General features: G+C 30.9%; 15 protein-coding genes. 10 read left to right on the top strand and 5 right to left on the bottom strand.

Translation table 11 applies throughout. The features are described from left to right. Positions 1-96 precede the first annotated feature (96 nt). The 3 genes from J2S72_RS05445 to J2S72_RS05435 all read left to right on the top strand — a co-directional run bounded on the left by J2S72_RS05445 (position 97) and on the right by J2S72_RS05435 (position 4,513). Positions 97-1,794, top strand: coding sequence for an FAD-dependent oxidoreductase (locus J2S72_RS05445; protein ID WP_023056061.1), 1,698 nt, complete (start codon positions 97-99; stop codon positions 1,792-1,794). A 75-nt stretch (positions 1,795-1,869) separates the two neighbouring features. Then, positions 1,870-3,402 (top strand): hypothetical protein, encoded by a 1,533-nt coding sequence (locus tag J2S72_RS05440; protein ID WP_307495128.1) that lies wholly within the window; start codon positions 1,870-1,872, stop codon positions 3,400-3,402. Further along, positions 3,389-4,513 (top strand): M20/M25/M40 family metallo-hydrolase, encoded by a 1,125-nt coding sequence (locus J2S72_RS05435; RefSeq protein ID WP_023056032.1) that lies wholly within the window; start codon positions 3,389-3,391, stop codon positions 4,511-4,513. The genes J2S72_RS05440 and J2S72_RS05435 overlap by 14 nt, the downstream gene beginning before the upstream one ends. Positions 4,514-4,549: 36 nt before the next feature. On the opposite strand, the gene J2S72_RS05430 is transcribed toward J2S72_RS05435, so the two are convergent. Both J2S72_RS05430 and J2S72_RS05425 read right to left on the bottom strand, forming a co-directional pair. Beyond that, positions 4,550-5,422, bottom strand: coding sequence for an NAD(P)/FAD-dependent oxidoreductase (locus J2S72_RS05430; protein WP_023056069.1), 873 nt, complete (start codon positions 5,420-5,422; stop codon positions 4,550-4,552). A 93-nt stretch (positions 5,423-5,515) separates the two neighbouring features. Then, positions 5,516-6,535, bottom strand: a complete 1,020-nt coding sequence (locus J2S72_RS05425; RefSeq protein ID WP_023056086.1) for a hypothetical protein — start codon at positions 6,533-6,535, stop codon at positions 5,516-5,518. Between the two features lie 250 nt (positions 6,536-6,785). Here J2S72_RS05425 and whiA point away from each other — a divergent pair, with 250 nt between their 5' ends. Genes whiA through J2S72_RS05395 form a run of 6 tightly spaced genes read left to right on the top strand, consistent with a single transcriptional unit; the run spans position 6,786 to position 13,565 of the window. Beyond that, on the top strand, positions 6,786-7,742 hold the full coding sequence (gene whiA / locus J2S72_RS05420) for a DNA-binding protein WhiA (RefSeq protein WP_023056053.1): 957 nt from the start codon (positions 6,786-6,788) through the stop codon (positions 7,740-7,742). Beyond that, positions 7,714-7,980 carry an HPr family phosphocarrier protein gene (locus J2S72_RS05415; RefSeq protein WP_023056002.1) on the top strand — a complete coding sequence of 89 codons (267 nt, stop codon included), beginning with the start codon at positions 7,714-7,716 and terminating at the stop codon, positions 7,978-7,980. Before whiA ends, J2S72_RS05415 begins: the two co-directional genes overlap by 29 nt. 45 nt (positions 7,981-8,025) lie before the next feature. Then, the gene (locus tag J2S72_RS05410; protein WP_307495127.1) at positions 8,026-11,445 is read left to right on the top strand and encodes a DNA polymerase III subunit alpha; all 3,420 of its coding nucleotides are present in this window, start codon (positions 8,026-8,028) and stop codon (positions 11,443-11,445) included. A gap of 7 nt (positions 11,446-11,452) precedes the next feature. Next, positions 11,453-12,418: an ATP-dependent 6-phosphofructokinase gene (locus J2S72_RS05405; protein WP_307495126.1), complete on the top strand. Its 966-nt coding sequence runs from the start codon at positions 11,453-11,455 to the stop codon at positions 12,416-12,418. 17 nt (positions 12,419-12,435) lie between these two features. Continuing rightward, entirely contained in the window at positions 12,436-12,903 is a 468-nt protein-coding gene (locus tag J2S72_RS05400; RefSeq protein WP_023056075.1) for a tRNA (cytidine(34)-2'-O)-methyltransferase, read from the top strand. 11 nt (positions 12,904-12,914) lie between these two features. Then, entirely contained in the window at positions 12,915-13,565 is a 651-nt protein-coding gene (locus J2S72_RS05395) for an HAD family hydrolase (RefSeq protein WP_307495125.1), read from the top strand. 55 nt (positions 13,566-13,620) lie between these two features. On the opposite strand, the gene mgtE is transcribed toward J2S72_RS05395, so the two are convergent. The 3 genes from mgtE to J2S72_RS05380 form a co-directional block, all read right to left on the bottom strand. After that, positions 13,621-14,982 (bottom strand): magnesium transporter, encoded by a 1,362-nt coding sequence (gene mgtE, locus J2S72_RS05390; protein ID WP_023056093.1) that lies wholly within the window; start codon positions 14,980-14,982, stop codon positions 13,621-13,623. Positions 14,983-15,065: 83 nt separating this feature from the next. Then, a complete protein-coding gene (locus tag J2S72_RS05385; protein WP_307495124.1) occupies positions 15,066-16,769 on the bottom strand; it encodes a vWA domain-containing protein in 1,704 nt (567 codons plus the stop codon). After that, positions 16,759-17,673 carry an AAA family ATPase gene (locus tag J2S72_RS05380; protein WP_023056112.1) on the bottom strand — a complete coding sequence of 305 codons (915 nt, stop codon included), beginning with the start codon at positions 17,671-17,673 and terminating at the stop codon, positions 16,759-16,761. Before J2S72_RS05380 ends, J2S72_RS05385 begins: the two co-directional genes overlap by 11 nt. Positions 17,674-17,805: 132 nt before the next feature. Between J2S72_RS05380 and J2S72_RS05375 the strand changes: the two genes are divergently transcribed. Further along, entirely contained in the window at positions 17,806-19,995 is a 2,190-nt protein-coding gene (locus J2S72_RS05375) for an S-layer homology domain-containing protein (RefSeq protein ID WP_023056109.1), read from the top strand. The last annotated feature ends 807 nt before the right edge of the window (positions 19,996-20,802 follow it).

Genomic DNA, 20,802 nt, shown 5'->3' with positions numbered 1-20,802 from the left:
TTTATGATATAGTTAAGTAGCTTAACTATATATTTTATATTTAAGAGAATAAAAATTTTAAGAAAGTTAGGTTAGTTAAATAAAAGAGGTGAAAAAATGAGCAAAAAGATTTTAATTATAGGAGCTGTTGCTGGAGGTGCATCAACGGCTGCAAGACTTAGAAGACTTGATGAGTCGGCAGAAATAATTTTAATAGAAAGAGGACCCTATCCATCTTTTTCCAATTGTTGTTTGCCATATTTTTTAGGTGGCGAAATTGAAGATAGCAAAGCTTTGCTTTTAATGAGTCCTGAAAAATTTAAAAAACAATATAATATTGAAGTTAGAGTAGAAAATGAGGCTCTTGAAATAAACGCAGAAGAAAAGAAGGTAAAAATAAAAGATTTAAAGAATAATAAAGAATATTTTGAATCCTATGATAAACTTGTCCTTGCAACAGGAGCAGATGCAGTTCTTCCAAGATCAATTAAGGGGATAGAAGGAGAAAATGTATTTCCTGTAAAAACTGTTCCCCATGTGGAAAAAATCGATCAATTTATAAGAGAAAAAAATGTAAAAGATGCCCTGGTAATAGGGGGAGGCTTTATAGGCCTTGAAGTTATGGAAAACTTAAAAAATAGAGGTCTTAATGTAAGTCTTGTTGAAGGACAAAAGCAAGTTATGATGCCCCTTGATTATGAAATGGCACAAATTTTACAAAAATATATCTTAGATGAAAATATAAATTTAATTGTAAATGATCAGGTAAAAGAAATTGAAGAAGATAAGGTTATTTTACAGTCCGGTAGACAAGTAAAGGCTCAACTAGTAATTGCAGCTTTAGGAGTTAAACCTAACACAAAACTTGCAGAAGGCTGTGGGATTGAACTTACTGAAAGAGGATCAATAAAAGTAAATCATAATTACCAAACCTCAAAAGAAGATATTTATGCCCTTGGAGATGTAATAGAAAGTCATAATTTTATAACAGGAAAAAATGAAAGACTTGCCTTGGCAGGACCGGCACAAAGACAAGCAAGAGCAGTGGCAGATCACATATATAACAGAAACCATAACAACAAAGGGGTTGTAAGAGCATCAGCTGTAAAAATTTTTGATTTAAATGTTGCAAGTGTCGGCTTAAATGAAAGAGAGTGCTTGGAAAATAAAATTAATTATAAATATTCTTTTGTGATTCCTTCAGACAGGGTAGGTTTAATGAAAAAGGCAAGCCCAATATTTTTTAAACTTATATTTGAATATCCGTCAGGAAAAATTTTAGGAGCTCAAGCAATATCAAAGGGCATGGCAGTAAAGAGGATAGATGTAATTTCAACCTTAATACAAAAAAACGGAAGCCTTGAAGATTTAAAAGAACTTGAGTTATGTTATGCACCACCCTATGGAAGTGCAAAAGATGTAGTAAACCAAGCTGCCCTTGTAGGACTTAATCTTCTATATGAAGAATTTAAGCAAGTTCCCCTTACAAAAGTAAGAGAACTTGTAGAAAACCATGAGTGCATAATTGATGTAAGAGAAAAAGTTGAGTTTGAAGCATCTCACCTTATAGGTGCAAAAAATATACCCCTCTCTGAGCTCAGAGAAAGGCTTGAGGAGATTCCAAAAGACAAAAAGGTATATTTACACTGCAGATCATCTCAAAGGTCTTACAATGCCCTTAAATGTCTTCAGGGACATGGCTATAAAGAAGTTTATAATATAGCAGGATCCTTCTTAGGCATATCTCTTTACGAATACTATCAAGATAAAGTTTTAGGAAGAGAAAAAATTTTAACAGATTATAATTTTAACTAAATTTAAGGCAGCCTTATAAGATTTAAGGCTGTCTTTTTTATAGGTTTTAATATAGACTGAAAACTGAGGTGGAAAATGATCTATACAAATCTTAATGAATATGGGAATTTTTTATTAAATAAATTTTTAGACCCCCTATTTGCCTTTCAAGACTTAAATTATAAAAAAATTTTTGAAAATTTGGAAAAATTAGGAGCAGATATTTACTTAGGCAATAGATTTTTTGCAAAAAATCCTCAAGTTTTTAAAGATTCAAACTTAATAGAAAGCTCATTTTTAAGTTCTGAAGATATATTTATTTTAATTTCTGCTATTTACGCAAAACTTTATAATATATCCCAAAACATAAGCGAGGATAAAGAAAATTTAATTTGGATGATAAATGCAAGTTTTCGTCTTTGTAACTTGACCTATGCAAAAGAAGAAAAAGAATTTGGAAAAATAAAAAAAATAAAATTAATTTCAAATAAACTTTTTTCCGATAAAAACATGAAAAAAGGCCAAGAAATTGAGCAGAGGATTTTTATTGATTTTAATGGAAATGTGGAATTAATAAGATATAAATTTGTGGACTTAAAAGAACTTTACCATGAAACTTATAAGGCAAATTTTCAAATAAGTGAAGAAGACAAAGACCTTTTATTTGATGTAACAAAAGAATTTTTAAAAGGAAAAAACTTTAATAAATTTAGCCCCGGTATAGGCAATTGGTATTTGGAGCTGACAGACGAAAATAATAAAATAATAAAACTTAACGGACCACTAATAGGCATATATATGGCCTATAATAAATCTGAAATAAACCTTACAGAAGTTTTTAGAAATATTCTTAATAATAAAGAAATATGGGCTTTTGGAAATTATGAAAGCTCTCATATTATAGAAAATATAAAAATAAACTTCAGAAGAATAAAAGCGGTGGAAGCTGAAAAAGTTGACGGAGAAATATTTTGTTCCTCTGTCTATGATAATGAAGAATTTCTACTAATAAACAGAAAAAATGAAAGCATATACGTTGCACGAGCTTTAGGAGATAATGTAGAAATAAACAAAGAATATAAAATTAAAAATAGGATTGGAATTCTTTTAGATTATGTATCAAGTTTAAAACTGACTCAAAAAAAAGATAAGAAAAGTGGGAAAAAGAAAAAGGTAATTCCATCAGAAATTGACAATATAAAATGTAAAATCACAATTGATTATAGAAATCTTGAAAGCGAAAGTTTAGAGGGAGATTTTAACATAGAAAATCTGCCTAAATCATGGCTTACTTTTATAAAATTAATAAAAAGTATTTTGTCCTATTATGACGAATTTGATATTTTTAACATAAAACTCGCAAAAAAAGCACCAAGACATGAAGGAGATTTAATTTATTTAAGCGTAGTCTTTAAAGACTCATATAAAAAGTATAATTATATTACAGAAGATGATACAATTTTAGAAGATGATTATGTACTTGTTCCTACGGGAAAAGAAAATATTCCTACAAAGGCCCTGGTCATAGATAAAAATTATTACAATTTAAAAAATGCTCCCTATCCACCAGAAAAAACAAAGAAAATAATTAAAAAACTTAAAAAAGAGGAAAAAAATGAAAAATTTTAATGAAGAAGAATTAAAAAAAATATTCAAAGAACTTGTAGAAATTCATTCACCATCTCTAAAGGAAAAAGAAGTGGCAAAACATATAATAAAATTTTTAGAAAACATAGGCGCAGAAATCTATCTTGATGAGTCTCAAGATACCTATGGAGGAAACTGTCCCACAATTTTCGCCCATATAAAAGGTGAGGGACAAGGAGTCACTTTTTCAGCCCACATGGATGTAGTTGAGCCTAATAAAAATGTAAAAATTGTAGAAGAAGAAAAAATAATAAGAACAGACGGCAGTACCACCTTAGGTGGAGATGACAAAGCAGGACTTGCCACTGTCTTATATGCAATTAAATATTTAAAAGAAAATAAAATTGCCCACAGAGATATTTATTGTATTTTCACACCAGGAGAAGAAGCAGGAATGCTTGGAGCACAAAATATAAATTGGAAGGAAGTTTATAAAAATATAAACCCTGCAAAAAATATGATTGTAGTTGATAACGCTGGCCCTTCCTGCCATGTAGCCTATCAGGCACCCTGTGCATCAAACTACTTCTTAAAAGCCTATGGAAAAACATCTCACGCCGGAATAAATCCTGAAGCAGGAATAAATGCAATAAAAATATTAGCTGAAACTATAAGCAAAATTAAACTTGGAAGAATTGACGAAATTACAACGGCAAATATTTCAGAGATACATTGCGACTTTCCAACAAATGTAGTGCCTGATTATGCTTATTGCCATGGAGAAATGAGATCCCACAAAAAAGAAAAATTGGAACAATATTTATCTGAGTTTGAAAAAATCGGCAAAGAAAGTGCTAAAAAATATGGGGGAAAATTTGAAATAGAAAAAGAATTTGTATATCCGCCCCTAACCTCAAAAGACGATTTAAAATTTGCAAAAGAATTTCAAAAAATATATGCAGACATGGGAATTGATGCAGACTTACAAATAATAGGGGGAGGTTCTGACGCAAACTTTTTTGCAGAAGAAGGCTTTAACTCTATAATAATAGGAGCCGGCATGGAAAAAGTCCACACAAAAGAAGAATATGTGGTAATTGAAGAATTTATAAAAGCTGCAAAAGCTATAATAAAATATCTTACTGAATTTTAAAAGAAAAAAGCTATGGGAAATTTCCCATAGCTTTTTTTATTTACAAGCATTAATTCCTGCAAGGCAACCGTCACAAACAGCTGTTGCAATTTGTTTAACAGGCTTTACACGAATATCTCCTGCAAAGAAAAGTCCTGAAGTTTTTGAAATTATATCTTCATCTAAGAAAGTATTATTAACATTTGCAAAATCCTTTAGAATTTCACTGTTGCCATTTTGACCGATTTGAGCATAAATTTCAATGCCCTTATCATCTTTTATTTCAGAATTTGTCAATTTTGCACTTAAACACTTTCCATTTACAACATTAATTTCAAGTAATTTTGATGAAGTGTGAACCTTAATATTTTCAGAATTTTCAATTTGTCTTTTAAATTCATCAATACACATAAGTTTATCTTGGTCTTGAACTATATGAACTTCCTTTGCAAACTTAGAAATGTAAAGAGCTTCTTTACTTGCACCATCAGATCCACCGTTAATAATGACGGTTTTGCCCTTTAACTCTTCTTCATTTCCTAAAGGCCAATGTTTAACAGAAAAATCTTCCGGAACATTTAAAGGTAATTCTTTTAGACTTGAACCGCAAGCACAAATAACTTTTTGAGATGCATATTGGTCTTTATTTGTTGTAACTTTAAAAGAATCTCCGATTTTTTCGATTTTTTTAACTTCTTCAAATTTTACAGGAATTTGAGAATAATTTAATTGGTCTTCCAATCTTTTTGCAAATTCAGGACCGGTTTCATCCTTTTCAACGGAAGCATAATGGCTAACCTTTGAAACATTTGAAATTAAACCACCGATTTTTTCTTTTTCAAAAACTAAAATATTTTTACCCCTTGCTTTTGCATATAGGGCGGCACTAACCCCACTGGGACCTGCGCCTATAATTATAATATCAATCATTTCTACCTCCAATAAGCTATTATGAAACAAAAATAAAAATTATTCAAAAAAAATAAAAACCGGGCTTATTTCAGCCCGGTAATATATATTTTATTATTTTAAAGTTATATCTTGTGCCATGCCCTTAAGATCAGTATAGGAGAAAATATTCTTGTCTATTTTATATCCCTTACTTAAGTCTATGTCTTGAGCTGTGTATATATTTTTTTGGTTTTTATCATAAATGACAGTTTGCATACTTCCATCTTTATTGCTTGAGAAATTAGCTATAAAGTATGGGGAAGATTTTTCAATACTTTCAACGCTATAACCGTAATTTAAGTCATTTCCGTTTCCATTCATAAGAGAATTATCTCTTCCGTCTATATAATAAATATTTCCGTCAAGAACGTATAGGTCAACTCCGTTATTTCTAACATTTACATTTCTTGAAACTATTTTTTGAGAAAAATCTTTTTCATCTACTTTTATAATATTTCCTTCTCTAAAATAATAAATATATTTTCCGTCATTTTCCAATTTTCCCATTCCAATTGGAGGAAGTTCTTTTTTAACTGTTGGACTTTGAGGATTCGGTTGAGCTTTTTCTGGAGCCTTATTTATAGATTTTATTTCAAGACCGTTTTCATTTGTAAATCTATAAGCCCAGCCAAATTCATCTACACAAAACCTCCAAGTCATTGGGAAATAAGTAACATCTCTAAAAATTAAAAGAGGATATTTTTCATCTTGATTATAAATTGATTTGCCGTTAACTTTAATTTTAAAAGTCGGGATTTCTACAGGATAAGAATTTGCATTTTTAAAACCTTGTCCGTAAAAATGATATTCTCCTCTTATACCTGTTTGATTTATGCCAAGGCCGTCATAAGAATTCCAACTTGTTTCAACTCCTAAAAATCTTGTTGTATAGTAAGTCATTGGAAAATAAGTTATGTCTTTATAAACCAAAAGAGGATATTGACTGTAAGTACCTTCAAAAATTCTATCGTTCAAGGTAACTTTAAAAGTTGGTATGGTTGCATATTGAGCAGCTTGAGTTTTAACTGAAAAAAGTCCCGATAAAATTACTCCACTTAGGGCAAATAAAGATATTTTTTTCATTAATTTCATATAATCATCTCCTTAAGATTATTTTACTATAAAAGTTTTGAAAACATTATTACAATAATAATACAAAATCTCAAAGTTATCAAAAATTTACAAAAGACAAGGGGAAAATAGAAATTTCAATTAAAAAACTTTTAAAAAATTTTTTGAAAATGTTTTCAAAACTTTGTTTAATTTTTATTAAAAGTCTTTTATTTTTAAATAAGTACCTGTATAATAGTTATAGTTAAGTCCAATGACTGGAGGAGGACCTATGAGTTTTTCTTCTTCTGTTAAAGATGAAGTTGCAAAAATTAAAGTAAAGGATAAAAATTTAATCACTAGTGAAATATCGGGACTTTTGGCAACTTGCGGTGCAATTATGCTAAAGGGAGAAAATTTAATTTTATCTTTTAACACTGAAAACCCCTCCGTTGCAAGAAGGATTTTTACTTTTTTAAAAACTTATTCTAAAGATGTTGAAGCTTCTATAAGAAAAAATTATAAGCTTAGAAAAAATAAATATTCAATTAGTTTGTTTGACACTTATGCAGTTAAATCTTTACTTGACAAGGTGTACATAGGACAGGATAAAAGAGTCTTCACCCTTTCAAAGAAAAAACCAAGGCTTACTGAAGAAGAAAAAAGAGCTTTTGTAAGAGGTTGTTTTTTAGGTAGCGGTTCTGTTACCAATCCTGAAAAAACTTACCATTTTGAAATTATTTTTGAAAATAGGGGACCGGCAAATTATTTAATGGAAATTTTATCTGATTATGATATTAAACCGGGTCTTACTCTTAGAAAAGACAAATACCTTATATATTTAAAAGAAGCTGAAAAAATATCGGATTTTTTATCTTTAATAGGGGCATCTAAATCCGTTTTGGAATTTGAAAACATTAGAGTTATTAAAGAAATGAGAAACAATGTTAACAGGCTTGTGAATATGGAAACTGCCAATTTAAATAAAATTGTCAATTCTTCTTTAGATCAGGTTAATGACATTTTATACATTGATAAAGAAATCGGTCTTAATAGTTTAGATGAAAACTTAAGAGAGGTTGCTCTTTTGAGGCTAAAAAATAGAGAATCCTCTTTAAGAGATATAGGTAATCTGTTAAATCCTAAGATTGGGAAAAGTGCAGTAAATTACAGAATGAAAAAATTAAGAGAGATAGCAAAGTTGTTAAGGAGTGGTGACTATGGTAACAAAAGAAATAAAACTTTCTAACGAAGACGGACTTCACGCAAGAGCGGCGGCACTTTTCGTGAGAACTGCAAATAAATATGAATCTGAAATCAGTCTTTCATGTCATGAAGATGAAGTTAACGGAAAAAGCATAATAGGGATTATGTCTTTGGGAGCTTTTGAAGGAGAAAACGTAAAAATAAAATGCGATGGTCCTGATGAAGAAGAGGCTTTAAAAAGTTTAACTTCCCTTATTGAAAATAATTTTATAAATGTTTGATTAGAGCTTTCAGTGTAAAGCTCTTTTATATTTAAAGGTGATTTTATGTTTACACATCTCCACGTCCACAGTGAGTATTCTCTTCTTGACGGATCCATTAGAATAAAGGATTTGCCAAAAAAAGTTAAAGAATTGGGAATGGATTCTTTAGCCCTTACTGACCATGGAAATATGTTTGGAATTATACAATTTTATAAGGAATGCTTGAAAGAAAATGTAAAACCTATTTTAGGCTGTGAAGTTTATGTGGCGGAAAAGGGACTTTCAGATAAGACAAGGGACAATAAAAGATTTCATTTAATTTTGCTGGCAGAAAATGACGAGGGCTATGCAAACTTAATGAAAATTGTATCCATAGGCTGGGTGGATGGCTTTTATTACAAGCCAAGGATTGACTATGAAGTTTTAAAAAAATATTCTAAGGGCCTTATTGCCCTTTCAGCCTGTCTTGCAGGTGAGGTTCAAAGAAATATTTTAAATAGGGACTTTGAAGGAGCCATTGAAGCAGCTGAAAAATATAGGGATATTTTTGGAGAAGGCAGTTTTTTCCTTGAACTGCAAAATCATGGCATAAAAGAACAACTTGAAGTTAATAAATATCTTTTGGAAATTCATAAAAAAACTGGAATCGGGCTTGTTGCAACAAATGACGTTCACTACCTAACAAAGGATGATGCCGAGGCTCACGATGTCCTTCTTTGCATCCAAACAGGAAAAACTCTTGATGACAAGGATAGGATGAAATTTCAAACCCAGGAATTTTATTTAAAAAGCCCAGAAGAAATGGAGGAGCTTTTTTCATCTTATCCAGGCGCTATTGAAAATACTGAAAAAATTGCAAAAAGGTGCAATGTAAATATAGAATTTCACAATTATAAATTACCGAAATTTACAGCTCCTGATGGAATGAAAAATGAAGATTATTTAAAAAAATTAAGCATAGAGGGCTTAAAAGAAAGATATAAAGAAATAGACGACAAAATTCAAAAGAGATTTGAGTTTGAATTTAACACAATTCTTTCCATGGGCTATGTAGATTATTTTTTAATTGTAAGAGACTTCATAAATTATGCCAAAAAAAATAATATTCAAGTAGGACCTGGAAGAGGATCTGCAGCAGGCTCTATAATTTCCTATGCCTTAGGAATTGTAGATGTTGACCCCTTAAAATTTAATTTGCTCTTTGAAAGATTTTTAAATCCTCAAAGAGTGTCCATGCCTGATATAGACATAGACTTTTGCTATGAAAGACGAGAAGAAGTTATTGAATATGTAAGAGAAAAATATGGCCAAGACCATGTTTCACAAATAGTAACTTTCGGAACCATGGCAGCAAGGGGAGCCATTCGTGATGTAGGTCGTGTAATGGGAATTTCCTATTCAAAAGTTGATTACATTGCAAAGCAAGTACCCCAACAATTAAATATGACCCTAGAAAAGGCCCTTGAAATTTCTTCAGAACTTAGAAATTTATACGAAGAAGATCAGGTAAAAAAACTTATTGATACGGCGCTAAAAATAGAGGGGCTTCCAAGGCACACTTCAACCCATGCGGCAGGAGTTGTAATTGCAGATAGACCTATAACAGATTATGTACCCCTTGCAAGAAATGATGATATCATTTTAACGGAATTTAATATGACAGAGCTGGAAGAACTTGGTCTTTTAAAAATGGACTTCTTAGGCCTTAGGACCTTAACAGTTATAAGAGATGCAGTAGACATGATTGAAAAAAATTATGGGGAAAAAATAGACTTTAAAGACCACTCCTATGATGATAAAAATGTTCTAAGACTTTTTGAAAAAGCCAACACCCTTGCAGTATTTCAATTTGAATCTCAAGGAATGAGAAATTTTTTAAAAGAGCTTAAACCAGATGCTTTTGAAGATTTAGTTGCAGCAAATGCCCTATTTAGACCAGGACCCATGTCGCAAATTCCAAAATTTATAGAATCGAAGCACGATAAATCTAAGATAAATTATATTCATCCTGCCCTGGAAGATATACTTTCTTCAACTTATGGTTGTATAGTTTATCAGGAACAGGTTATGCAAATTGTGCAAAAAATAGGGGGATACTCCCTGGGAGAAGCTGACATTTTAAGACGTGCCATGAGCAAAAAAAAGATGTCGGTTATGGAAGAAGAGAGAAAAAACTTTATTTATGGAAAAGTTGATGAAAAGGGAGAAATTTTACTTACAGGAGCTCTTCGAAATGGCCTTGATGAAAAAAGTGCCAATGCAATTTATGATTTGATGATAGATTTTGCAAACTATGCCTTTAATAAATCCCACTCCCTTGCCTATTCAGTAGTTGCTTATAGGACGGCCTATTTAAAATATTATTATCCAAAAGAATTTATGGCGGCACAGATTTCATCTTTTATGGATAGACCAAAACAAATTGCCCTTTATGTTGAAGAATGTAAAAGACTTGGCATAAAAGTCCTGTCTCCCCATATAAATAAGAGCTTTAAAAAATTTACTGTAGAAAAAGATTCTATAAGATTCGGCTTAAGTGCAGTAAAAAATGTGGGAGTAAATTTTATTGATGCAATAGTTGAAGCAAGAAAAAGCGGAGAATTTATTTCCATGACGGATTTTGTCAGAAGGGTTATAAAAATAAATTCCAATGCTATAAATAAAAGGGCCCTTGAGTCTTTAATAAAAAGCGGCGCCTTTGATTGCTTTAAGGGCAACAGGGCACAATATATGGCAGTTTATGAAAAAATTATAGATTTAATTACAGGCATAAAGAAAAATAATGTGGAAGGTCAATTTTCCATGTTTAAAGCTTCAAGTGACGAAGATAATTTGCCTAGACTTAAAGATTTTTCTCAATCTATGAAACTTGAAATGGAAAAAGAAATTTTAGGAATTTATGCATCGGGTCACCCCTTGGACTCCTATAGAAGTGCAATACAAATAAATTCCGACACTTCTACAGTTTTGATAAATGAAGAAGGGAAAAATAATGATAAGGTAAAAATTGCTGGAATCATAAAAACCAAAAGAAAATTGGTAACAAAAAATAATAAACTTATGTGTTTTGCAAGTTTGGAAGACTTTTACGGCAATGTGGAATTAATAATATTTCCAAATGTTTTTTCCCAATTTCAAGATTTGTTTGAAGAGGGAAAAGTCCTTGCCATTGAAGGATATATAAGTCTAAGCGATGTGGAAGAAGCAAAAATAATTGTGGATTCTGCAAGAAAAATAGACCTTGAAGAAAATAAAAGACTCTATATTTCAGTGGAAGATATAAATTCTGAAAATATAAATTCAATAAAAAATATTTTAAGAAGATATAAGGGCAAGGTCCCGGTTATAATTTACGATGAAAAAAGTAAAAAGCCCTATGGAGTTTCAAAAGATATGTGGATATCTCTTGAAAACTTTGATAATTTAAAAATAGAGCTTTTAAACTATTTAAATAATAATGACAATAAAATAATTGTTAAGTAGGTGTTTTATGAAAAAAATAGGAATACTTTGTTCCGGAGGAGATGCTCCGGGAATGAACAGCGCCCTTCGTGCAGTTGTAAGAAGTGCAATTTTTGAAGGAATTGAAGTTTTTGGAATAAAAAATGGATATGAAGGTTTAATAGACGGTAGTCTTGTGCCTATGGTAGAAAGTTCCGTTGCAGATATAATTCAAAAGGGAGGAACTATTTTAGGAACCTCCCGTTCTGAAAGATTTACAAAAAAAGAAGGAGTCTCCCAGGCCCTTAATGTTTTAAAAGTTTATGGAATAGAAGGCTTAATAGTCCTTGGAGGAGATGGGTCCATGAGAGGAGCATATAGCCTCTACAAGGAAGGTTTCCCTGTTGGACTTATACCATGTTCAATAGACAACGATATGGACTATACAGACTATACTGTGGGCTTCTGGACGGCAGTTGATACTGTTACTGATGCCATTTCAAAAATAAGGGACACAACAGACGCTCACAACAGGGCAAATGTTGTAGAAGTAATGGGAAGAAATTGTGGAGACATAGCTCTTTATGCAGGAATATCAGGAGGAGCTGAATCAATTTTAGTTCCAGAGAATAAAGCAGACATAGATGATATAGCAAGAAAAATGCTCATGGGAAAAAATAGGGGCAAAAGACACCACATAATCCTTGTGGCAGAAGGGCTCGGCCATGCCCACGAAATTGCAGAAGAACTTCAAAAAATAACAGAAATTGAAACAAGGGTAACAATTCTTGGCTACATTCAAAGGGGAGGAAGTCCCTCATCAGTTGACAGAGTTTTAGCATCTGCAATGGGTAACGTCTTAGTAAAAAAAATGATTGAAAATGATGAAAATAAAGCCCTGGCTGTAGGAATAAGAAACGGAAAAATCTTTACGGAAGATTTTGAAAGAGCCTTTAATAGAAAAAAAGTTTTTTCAAAAAACTTATACGACATAATGAAAATAGTATCAATTTAAAATAAAAAGAGGTAAAAATGTCACTTAATATAGTTTTTTATGAACCTGAAATCCATTGGAATACAGGAGCCATAGCAAGGACCTGCGGACTTACTCACTCAAAGCTCCACTTAATAAAACCCCTTGGATTTTCCACTGACGATAAGCATTTAAAAAGAGCAGGTTTAGATTATTGGCACCTGGTAGATATAAGTTATTATGATTCCTATGATGAACTGTTAAAAAAATATCCAGACAGTAACTTTTATCTTGCCACAACAAAAGCAAAGAAAAAATATACAGATGTAAAATATAAGGACGGAGATTTTATAGTTTTTGGACCTGAAACAAGGGGATTGCCAGAAGATTTAATATTTTCAAATTATGAAAAGGCTATAAGAATTCCTATGCTTAAGGACTTTGGAAGAAGTTTAAACCTTGCAAACTCTGCAAATATAATTTTATTTGAAGCCCTAAGACAACTGAACTTTTTAGACTTAGAATGATTGGAGAAAAAATGATAGAAGCAAACACAATATATTTTGACTTTGACGGAACCTTGCACAACACAATGAAAATATATAAAAGCGCCTTAGATGATGGAGTAAAATTTTTAAAAAATTTAGGAATAGAACCTAAAAATTTAAGCCCTGAAACTTATCACACTTGGCTTGGCTATAATGCAGGAGAAATGTGGAAAAAAGTTTTACCAGATGCTGATGATGAGATAAGAAAAAAAGTAAAAATCCTTGTAGGCAAAAAAATGCAGGAAAATTTAAATGAGGGAAAGGGAACCTTATATGATGGAGTTGATGAGACTCTTTTAGAACTAAAAAAGAGAAATAAAACTTTAGTCTTTCTTTCCAACGCAAGAACTTCCTACTATGAAACAGTAAAAAAAGTATTTAAACTGGAAAAATATTTTGATGATTTTTTAACATCAGAAGCCTTTAAAGAGATTCCCAAAGAAGAAATTATAAAAAGAACAATGAAGAAATACAAAAGGAATTATATAGTAGTGGGAGACAGGTTTTTTGACATACAGGGTGGAATAAAAAACGACTTGGACACAATATTTTGTAATTACGGTTTTGGAGAAAAAAAAGAAGGAAAAGAAGCAAGTGCGAGAATTGATGATATAAGAGAACTTTTAGAAATAATTGAATAATAAAAAAAGAGGATAGAATTTTTGAAAGAGAAATCAAAAATTTTATCCTTTTTTATTAAACAACTTTTAAGAAAATTTCAGCCATGGCAAAATAAATTAAAAGAGCTGCTGAGTCTATTATTGTAGTAATAACGGCAGAAGCCATAATGGCTGGGTCTATGTTTACTCTTTTTGCAAAAAGAGGTAAAAGAGCCCCTAAAAATTTTGAAAATACAACAGTAAAAAATACTGTAAAAGAAATTAAAAAGGCAATTCTTGGTGAAGATGAAGTAAATAAAATTACCCTTAAAAAATTCACAACAGAAAGAACCGCTCCTGCAATAAGGCCAACTCTCATTTCCTTAAAAATAACTTTTAAAGCATCAGCCATGGTAATTTCACCAGTTGCCATTGCACGAATAACAACAGTTGAGCTTTGAGCACCGCAATTTCCTCCAGTATCAGTAATCATGGGAATGAAAGTAGTAAGGATAATAAATTGAGAAATAATTCCGTTAAACCTATCTACAATATGACCTGTAACCGTTGCTGAAATCATTAAAATCAAAAGCCAAGGGATTCTGTTTTTTGCCAGTTGCCAAGGAGTTTGATCCAAATATTCATCATCGGAAGGATTAATAGCAGCCATCTTGTGAAAGTCTTCTGTGGCTTCTTCTTCAACAATATCCAAGATATCGTCAAAAGTTATAATGCCGCAAAGTCTGTGTTCGCCGTCAACAACGGGAAGAGCAAGATAGCCATATCTTGTGAACTTATCAGCAACTACTTCCTGGTCATCAAGAGTGTTAACAAAAATAACATCATCAGTCATTATATTTTTTATAAGTTCATTTTCATCACTTATAACTATTGTCCTTAAAGATACAAAACCAAGGAGCATTTTATATTCATTTTCAACATAGCAAGTGTAAATAGTTTCCTTATCTATACCTGTGGTCTTAATGTATTGAAGGGCTTCCTTAACAGTCATCTCAGGTCTTAAGCTTACATACTCTATAGTCATTATAGAGCCGGCAGAATCTTCAGGATATCTTAAAAATTCATTTACAAGTTTTCTTGTGTCTGGAGTGGAATTTTTAAGAACTTTTGTTACAACATTGGCAGGCATCTCTTCCAAGACGTCAATCATATCGTCAAAATACAATTCTTCTAAGATTGAACGAAGTTCTTCATCAGTTATGGAATTTACAATTCTAAGTTTGTTATACATTTCCATGTATGAAAAAACATCAGCCCCCATTTCCTTGGGAAGCATTCTGAAAATTAAAAGCATGGTCTTATCGTCAAAGTCTTCGATAATCTCTGCAATATCAACAACGTTCATTTCAGCCATTGTGCTTTTAAGTTCTTTTAAGTTTTTTTCATCAATGAGTTTTTTAAAATATTCTCTATTTTCCGAGTATTCACTATAGTCCATAAGTCACCTCCATAGTTTTTGTCCATATCCATTCTAACAGTAAAGATAAAAAAATAAAACTCCGCAAGAAGCGAAGTTTTAAATTAATTTAATTTATTTGCCATGGATTTAAAGAAAAGACCAACAATTTGAGAGAACCTATTGAGCTTTGTAATATAGGCAAAATCATTTCCATAAATAATTTTTTCCTTAGGTAAATCTTCTGGGTTTCCAGTAAAGACACCCAAGACATTAATGCCCTTAAGCTTAGCATTTAAGACTTCTTTTGAAGTATCGTAAAGGGCAAAATCATCAGTGTAATCTCTAACATCCAACTTTTTTCTTCCAAGCATGGCAAGATTAACTTCATCATTAGGTCTTCCATCAGATAAGACAATTAAAAATTTTCTATCTTCCTTGTTTTTATCAATTAGATAATTCATAAGCTTTATAGCAAGGCCATCCCTGTTTGAGCCTCTTGCCTGGTAAGAAAAAATATCCTTATTTTTTGAAATATCGTCATTATAGTTTCTATATTCACGAATGGCAAGATAATTAAAAAGATTATTAAAGGCTAAAACCCTATTTTTAATTTTCAACTGACAAAGGGCAGAAGAAATAATATAGGCTTGAATGGCAACCTGAGCTTCTCTTTCATTTTGACTGGCAGAAGAATCCAGCAAAATGTCCACAGTAATTTGTCCCTTGTCATCAATAAAATTCTTTTTAAAAACTTTTGGGTCCTCAATATAATTTATTTTCCAAAGTTTTGAAACCTCAAGAGAGCCGCTTTTTGAATAAAGACTGTATTCTTCACTTTCCTTTAAGAGAGAATTTTTTATAACTTCTCTTAAGTTTCTGATTCCACGAAGATATTTAAGCTTATTTTTTTCAAACTCACTATAATTTTCCTTAAACTTTTCAAGGCTTATTTCCTTGTAGTAAGTGTCCTCTTTAAACTGGCCCTTGGTCCAATAGATTTTAATATTGGAATGGATCCCCTTAGAAATGCTGTTTTCAAGTTTTTGAATTTGATTTTTCCCAAGAGAAAGCTGACCGTAATTTTTTTCTATTACAGAAAGAAAATCTTCATTGCCGGCACTTCCATCCTTTTTATCCTTAACAAGCTTTAAATTTTCATAATTTTCTTCAAAAAATTCAGAAGAGCCTATGTTAAATTTTTCCAATTCATAATCTTTTAAAAATTGAGAATTGGATTTAGAAGAAGTCTTTAAACCAAGAGTCTTTCTACTTTTAATTTTTTCCTTAGTATCTTCTATTTTTTCTTTGGAAAGAGTCTTATCAAGATGAAAATATTTAAGATAAATTCCACTTAAAAAATCCATAAGCTCATTAACATCTTTAATGGAGCTTTTGAAAATTAAATTTAAAATTTCAACTATATTTTTGTGAGCCTTGGGATAAATTCCCCTTTCAAACTGAAAATAAGAAAGAGTAAGCTCATGGGCAAAAGAAGTGTTTCTTGTAAAAGTTAAAGTTTTAAAAATTTCATCACAATAATTTTTCCTAATGGAAATAAGGCCAGGTCTTTCCTTAAAAAGCTCTTCCTTTAAATTTTTATCAAGAGTTAAAAAGGCAAGACATAAAAAATCATCTTTGTTATTAAATTTTAAAAAAGTGCTTCTTGCAAAATCAACAAAATAATCCATTTGATATTTTTTAAAAGCATAGCCTAAAAGACAAACTTGGTAAAAAGAATCGGGATTAAAAATTTCATAGCCCCTTGCAAGATAATTTTCAGACACCGTCCAAAACAAATTGTCCCGGCGGTCCTTATTAATTTTCAAAAAAATCCTCCGGTTTAATAGAAAAATCAAAAAGAGTTTTGCAAGTATCCATAACAATTTCCTTTTCATAGGGATCAAAAGCCTTGTCCATTATGCCCATTTCAAGAGAAGGAATAAGGCCGAGACCAATTTTCATAAGTTCAAGAGAAGCAATCATCCCTCTTAAATCTATGGTCTTTGAAGAAATTTCTGAATTTAAAGACTTATCCTGCAAATCTAAAAAGAGTCTTGCAAATCTTTCCAAAAATTCCTCTTTTAAATTGCCCTCTTTTTTTAAAATTTTCTTTAAATCTTCAAACTTTATCCTGGGCATATCAATAACTAAAAATCTTGAAACCAAAGCCTCATTTAAATCTCTTGTACCTATATAACCGTAGTTCATAGTAGCAATAAATCTTGTAGCTTCGTGTAATTTTAACTTATCATAGCCAGGAACATCTATTACCCTTCTGTAATCAAGAGCCGAATGGATAGCAGAAAGGCTTTCATTTTTCGCCATATTAATTTCATCTAAGATACCAAAGCCACCGTAAAATCCACATTGATAAATAGGACCCTTTTTTAAAGTAACCCTACCATCCTTAAAAGTATCAGATCCTATTAAAGAATCAGAATCAGTACTTACATTAAGAGAAATCGTCCAAAGGGGTCTTGAAAAAAGAAGAGCTAAATTTTCTGCCAAAACATTTTTTCCCGTTGCCTTAGGGCCACTTAAAAGCAAATGGTGGCCGGATAGGATCCCTGCTATTGCCTTTTCCCAAACCTCTTTACCGTAGTATACAAAACGTGGATCGGGAATACGGTCCTTAAGATTTTCTTCCAATTTATAAAAAGCCTTAAATTTATCAACTTCTTTTAAGAGGGATTCATTTACTCCCTCATTTATTAAAATATCTTTTAACATTTTTATCCTCCGATAAAATATTATAACAGAAATAAAAAGACCTTATATAGTTTTAATCTTGTAATAAAGTCTTAATAAGGAATCTGACAATTAAATGTTATAATTAAATTAATAAAAAATAGGAGGAGTGTAATGAAAAATTTTAAAAGACATTTGTCAATGTTACTTGCCTTTATAATGCTTGTAACAATAATACCCTTTAAAAGTTTTGCAGCAAATAATGTAAAAATTTATAATGTAAAAGTTACTAATGGAGAATTTGATTTAATGGATTCTTACATTAAAGATGAAGATGAAAGTAAAAAAATAACTTTCAACCAATTTAGAAGAGAATATAGTCAAGATCCTTGGAGTCAAGGTTGGGGAACTTATGATAACAATGGGCTTTCATACATCTATGATGATGGAAATAGGAATACTTATAAAATAATTGTTCCTTCAAAAAATGTTTATTATGGTGGAAATTATATTCTAGTTCTAAAAAATGGTAGGGCTGTTGATCAATTGCATATTAGTGAAGTTAATACAAGATTTGATAATATAGGTTCCGAAGAATATTTAAAAGAAAATACAAAATTTGAAGTTGAAGAGGGAATTTTATATCTTTATCTACCAATGCTTGCTAACGGACAAAAAGGAATCTATAAAATTGATGACAAAGAAGCCCAAGAATTTTATAGAGATAAAATAGAAGTTGATCGTATTTATAACTATGGCTATGACTATAGATATGGTCAAAGACCTGAATTAAAAAATCACACGGCAGAAATAACCGTAACTGGAAAAGATAAAAAAATTTCATACACAGTTAAGTATAATCCAAGTTATGATTCTTTGAGAATCAACTATGCCTATATAGTAGGAAATAATCTTGTTTTAAACATTACTTCTGACTTTGGAATAAATGAAAGAGGGATCCAATATAGGCCAAGAGGTGATAGAGATTACAAATATGTTGATGACAATCATGGTCTTGGATATTCCTCAAGCAATAGATATCTTTTAGGAAGTTATAACGAAAACTATTATGACCCCAATAAGATTTATGACAAAAATGATTATGTTATAAAAAATGTTTTAAAGCCATCTATTCAAGAAATAATGGTAACAGACAACGGCGGCGCACGAAGATATGCAGAAATACAAATAAACTCTGAAGATGATACAAAAGTTTTATATGGAACAGCACCAAAGCAAGTTTCAGACTTTTTAAATAAGATTAAAAACGGCATTGATGTTCCAAGAGTTAAAACAAAGGATTTAATCATCCTTAAAAAGGGTGAATACCTTGATACTTTTAGAGAATTTGGAAATGAAATAAAAGATACCTTTAGAAATTTCAGTCAATATGAACTTACTTTCTCTTCACCACAAATTAATAATTTCTCTTCAAACTATCAAAAATTTGACAGCGTGGGAAGATATGAAATTGAAATTTCAAGGACAAACTCTTCAGATAAATTTAAATTTACAGTTCTTGTAATTGATGGAAAAAATAATGTTTTAAATTATGAACTTGTTAAAAATCCAAAGGCAAAGAAAGAAACCTTTAAGCCTATGGAAGCTTTTAAATTTAACACATCAGACAAGAAAGATCCAAATCCAATAGGATACTATGCAATCTATGACGGAAAATATTACAGAATGAATGATGACATCAAATTTAAAGCAGGAGAAACAAAGGCAAAATTCACTGTAAGAGATATTATAAACAACAGAGACATTCAAGTAGAAATTGAACAAACAATGCTACAAACAATGACAAAAGCTGAAGCAAGAAATAAATTTACAGATATTTTCGGACACTGGGCTGAAGATAAAATTGTAACTATGGTTGCAATGGGTGTAATAAACGGATATCCTAACAACACCTTTAGACCAGAAAATAAAATTTCAGATAGAGAAGCTCTTTCAATGCTTGGACTTTTTGCTCAAACTCTTGATGAAAACAAAGTTAATAAAGTTGTAAATGAAAATCCTTATTTCTCATCATCAACATGGGGAAATGAAAATGTAAAATATGTTCTTCAAAGAATTCCTACAAATATTTTCTCAGGAAAGAATCTTGAAGATAATATTACAAGAGAAGAAGTTGCTTATGTAATGGCTCATCTATTTAAATATAACAACACAGGAAGCGACAAGGGCCTTTCAGACGTTTCAAGTTCAGCATACGCTCAAGAAGTTAGACAATTAATTTCTGCAGGAACTATAAGCGGATATCCTGAAGGAAAATTCAAACCTAAGAACAACATTAAGAGAAGCGAATTTGCAACAATGTTATTCTTTATTCCAGGAATCAACTTTGATTTTGTAAAATAATAAAAAATTAAGAAAAGGCGGACCTTAGGTCTGCCTTTTTTCATATGTAAAAAATAAATTTTAAAAATGCTTCACGTAGAGCGTAAAAAAATATTTTATAAAAAATTTTGTTTTTTTTCTCCCACCAAATTCACGCGGACCGGTAAACCGGTCCCTACAGCCCACAAAGGCCCACGCACAAATTTATTGTAATTTAATCCAAACATGAAATCCACACGCGAATGTGGGGTAATTTTATGCGAAGAGATTTCAAAAGATTAAAACCCTGCAATCGAATGTAGGGACCAATTTATTGGTCCGGCGGCGAAGCCGAATAATTTGAAACAAAATAAAAAAATGAAAAAGAAAAGTTGTGGAAAAAATATAAATTGAAAAAATTAAAAAAATAAAAAGATGCTCTACGTAGAGCGTAAAAAAATATTTTATAAAAAATTTTGTTTTTTTCTCTCACAAAAGACACGCGGACCAACAGCAAATATCTGCTATTGGTCTGGTGGAGAATCCGAATAAAAGAAAAAAACATAAAAATAAAAGACTCTAATGAGTCTTTCATTTTTTAGAGATTTATTATGCATTAGTTAGTCCGGTTAAAAATTAATGGACTTAAGATATTTGATTGGATAAATAACAAATCTTTTACAATATGTATTATTTATCCGGTAAAATCGGCTATAATCTGGTATTTTATTTGTATTAATTTATTTTTCATGGTTAATATAAAATATAATTTATGAGAGGTTCAGATTTATTTTACCTATCAAATAGCTTAAATATATGATAGCAATTATCACTAATCTTGTCAATCAT

The sequence above is a fragment of the Peptoniphilus koenoeneniae genome (assembly GCF_030812875.1).
In the GTDB taxonomy this organism is placed as follows: Bacteria; Bacillota; Clostridia; order Tissierellales; family Peptoniphilaceae; genus Peptoniphilus_B; species Peptoniphilus_B koenoeneniae.
Note: the sequence above shows the minus strand (reverse complement) of the source record. Positions and strands in the feature narration are given on the sequence as shown.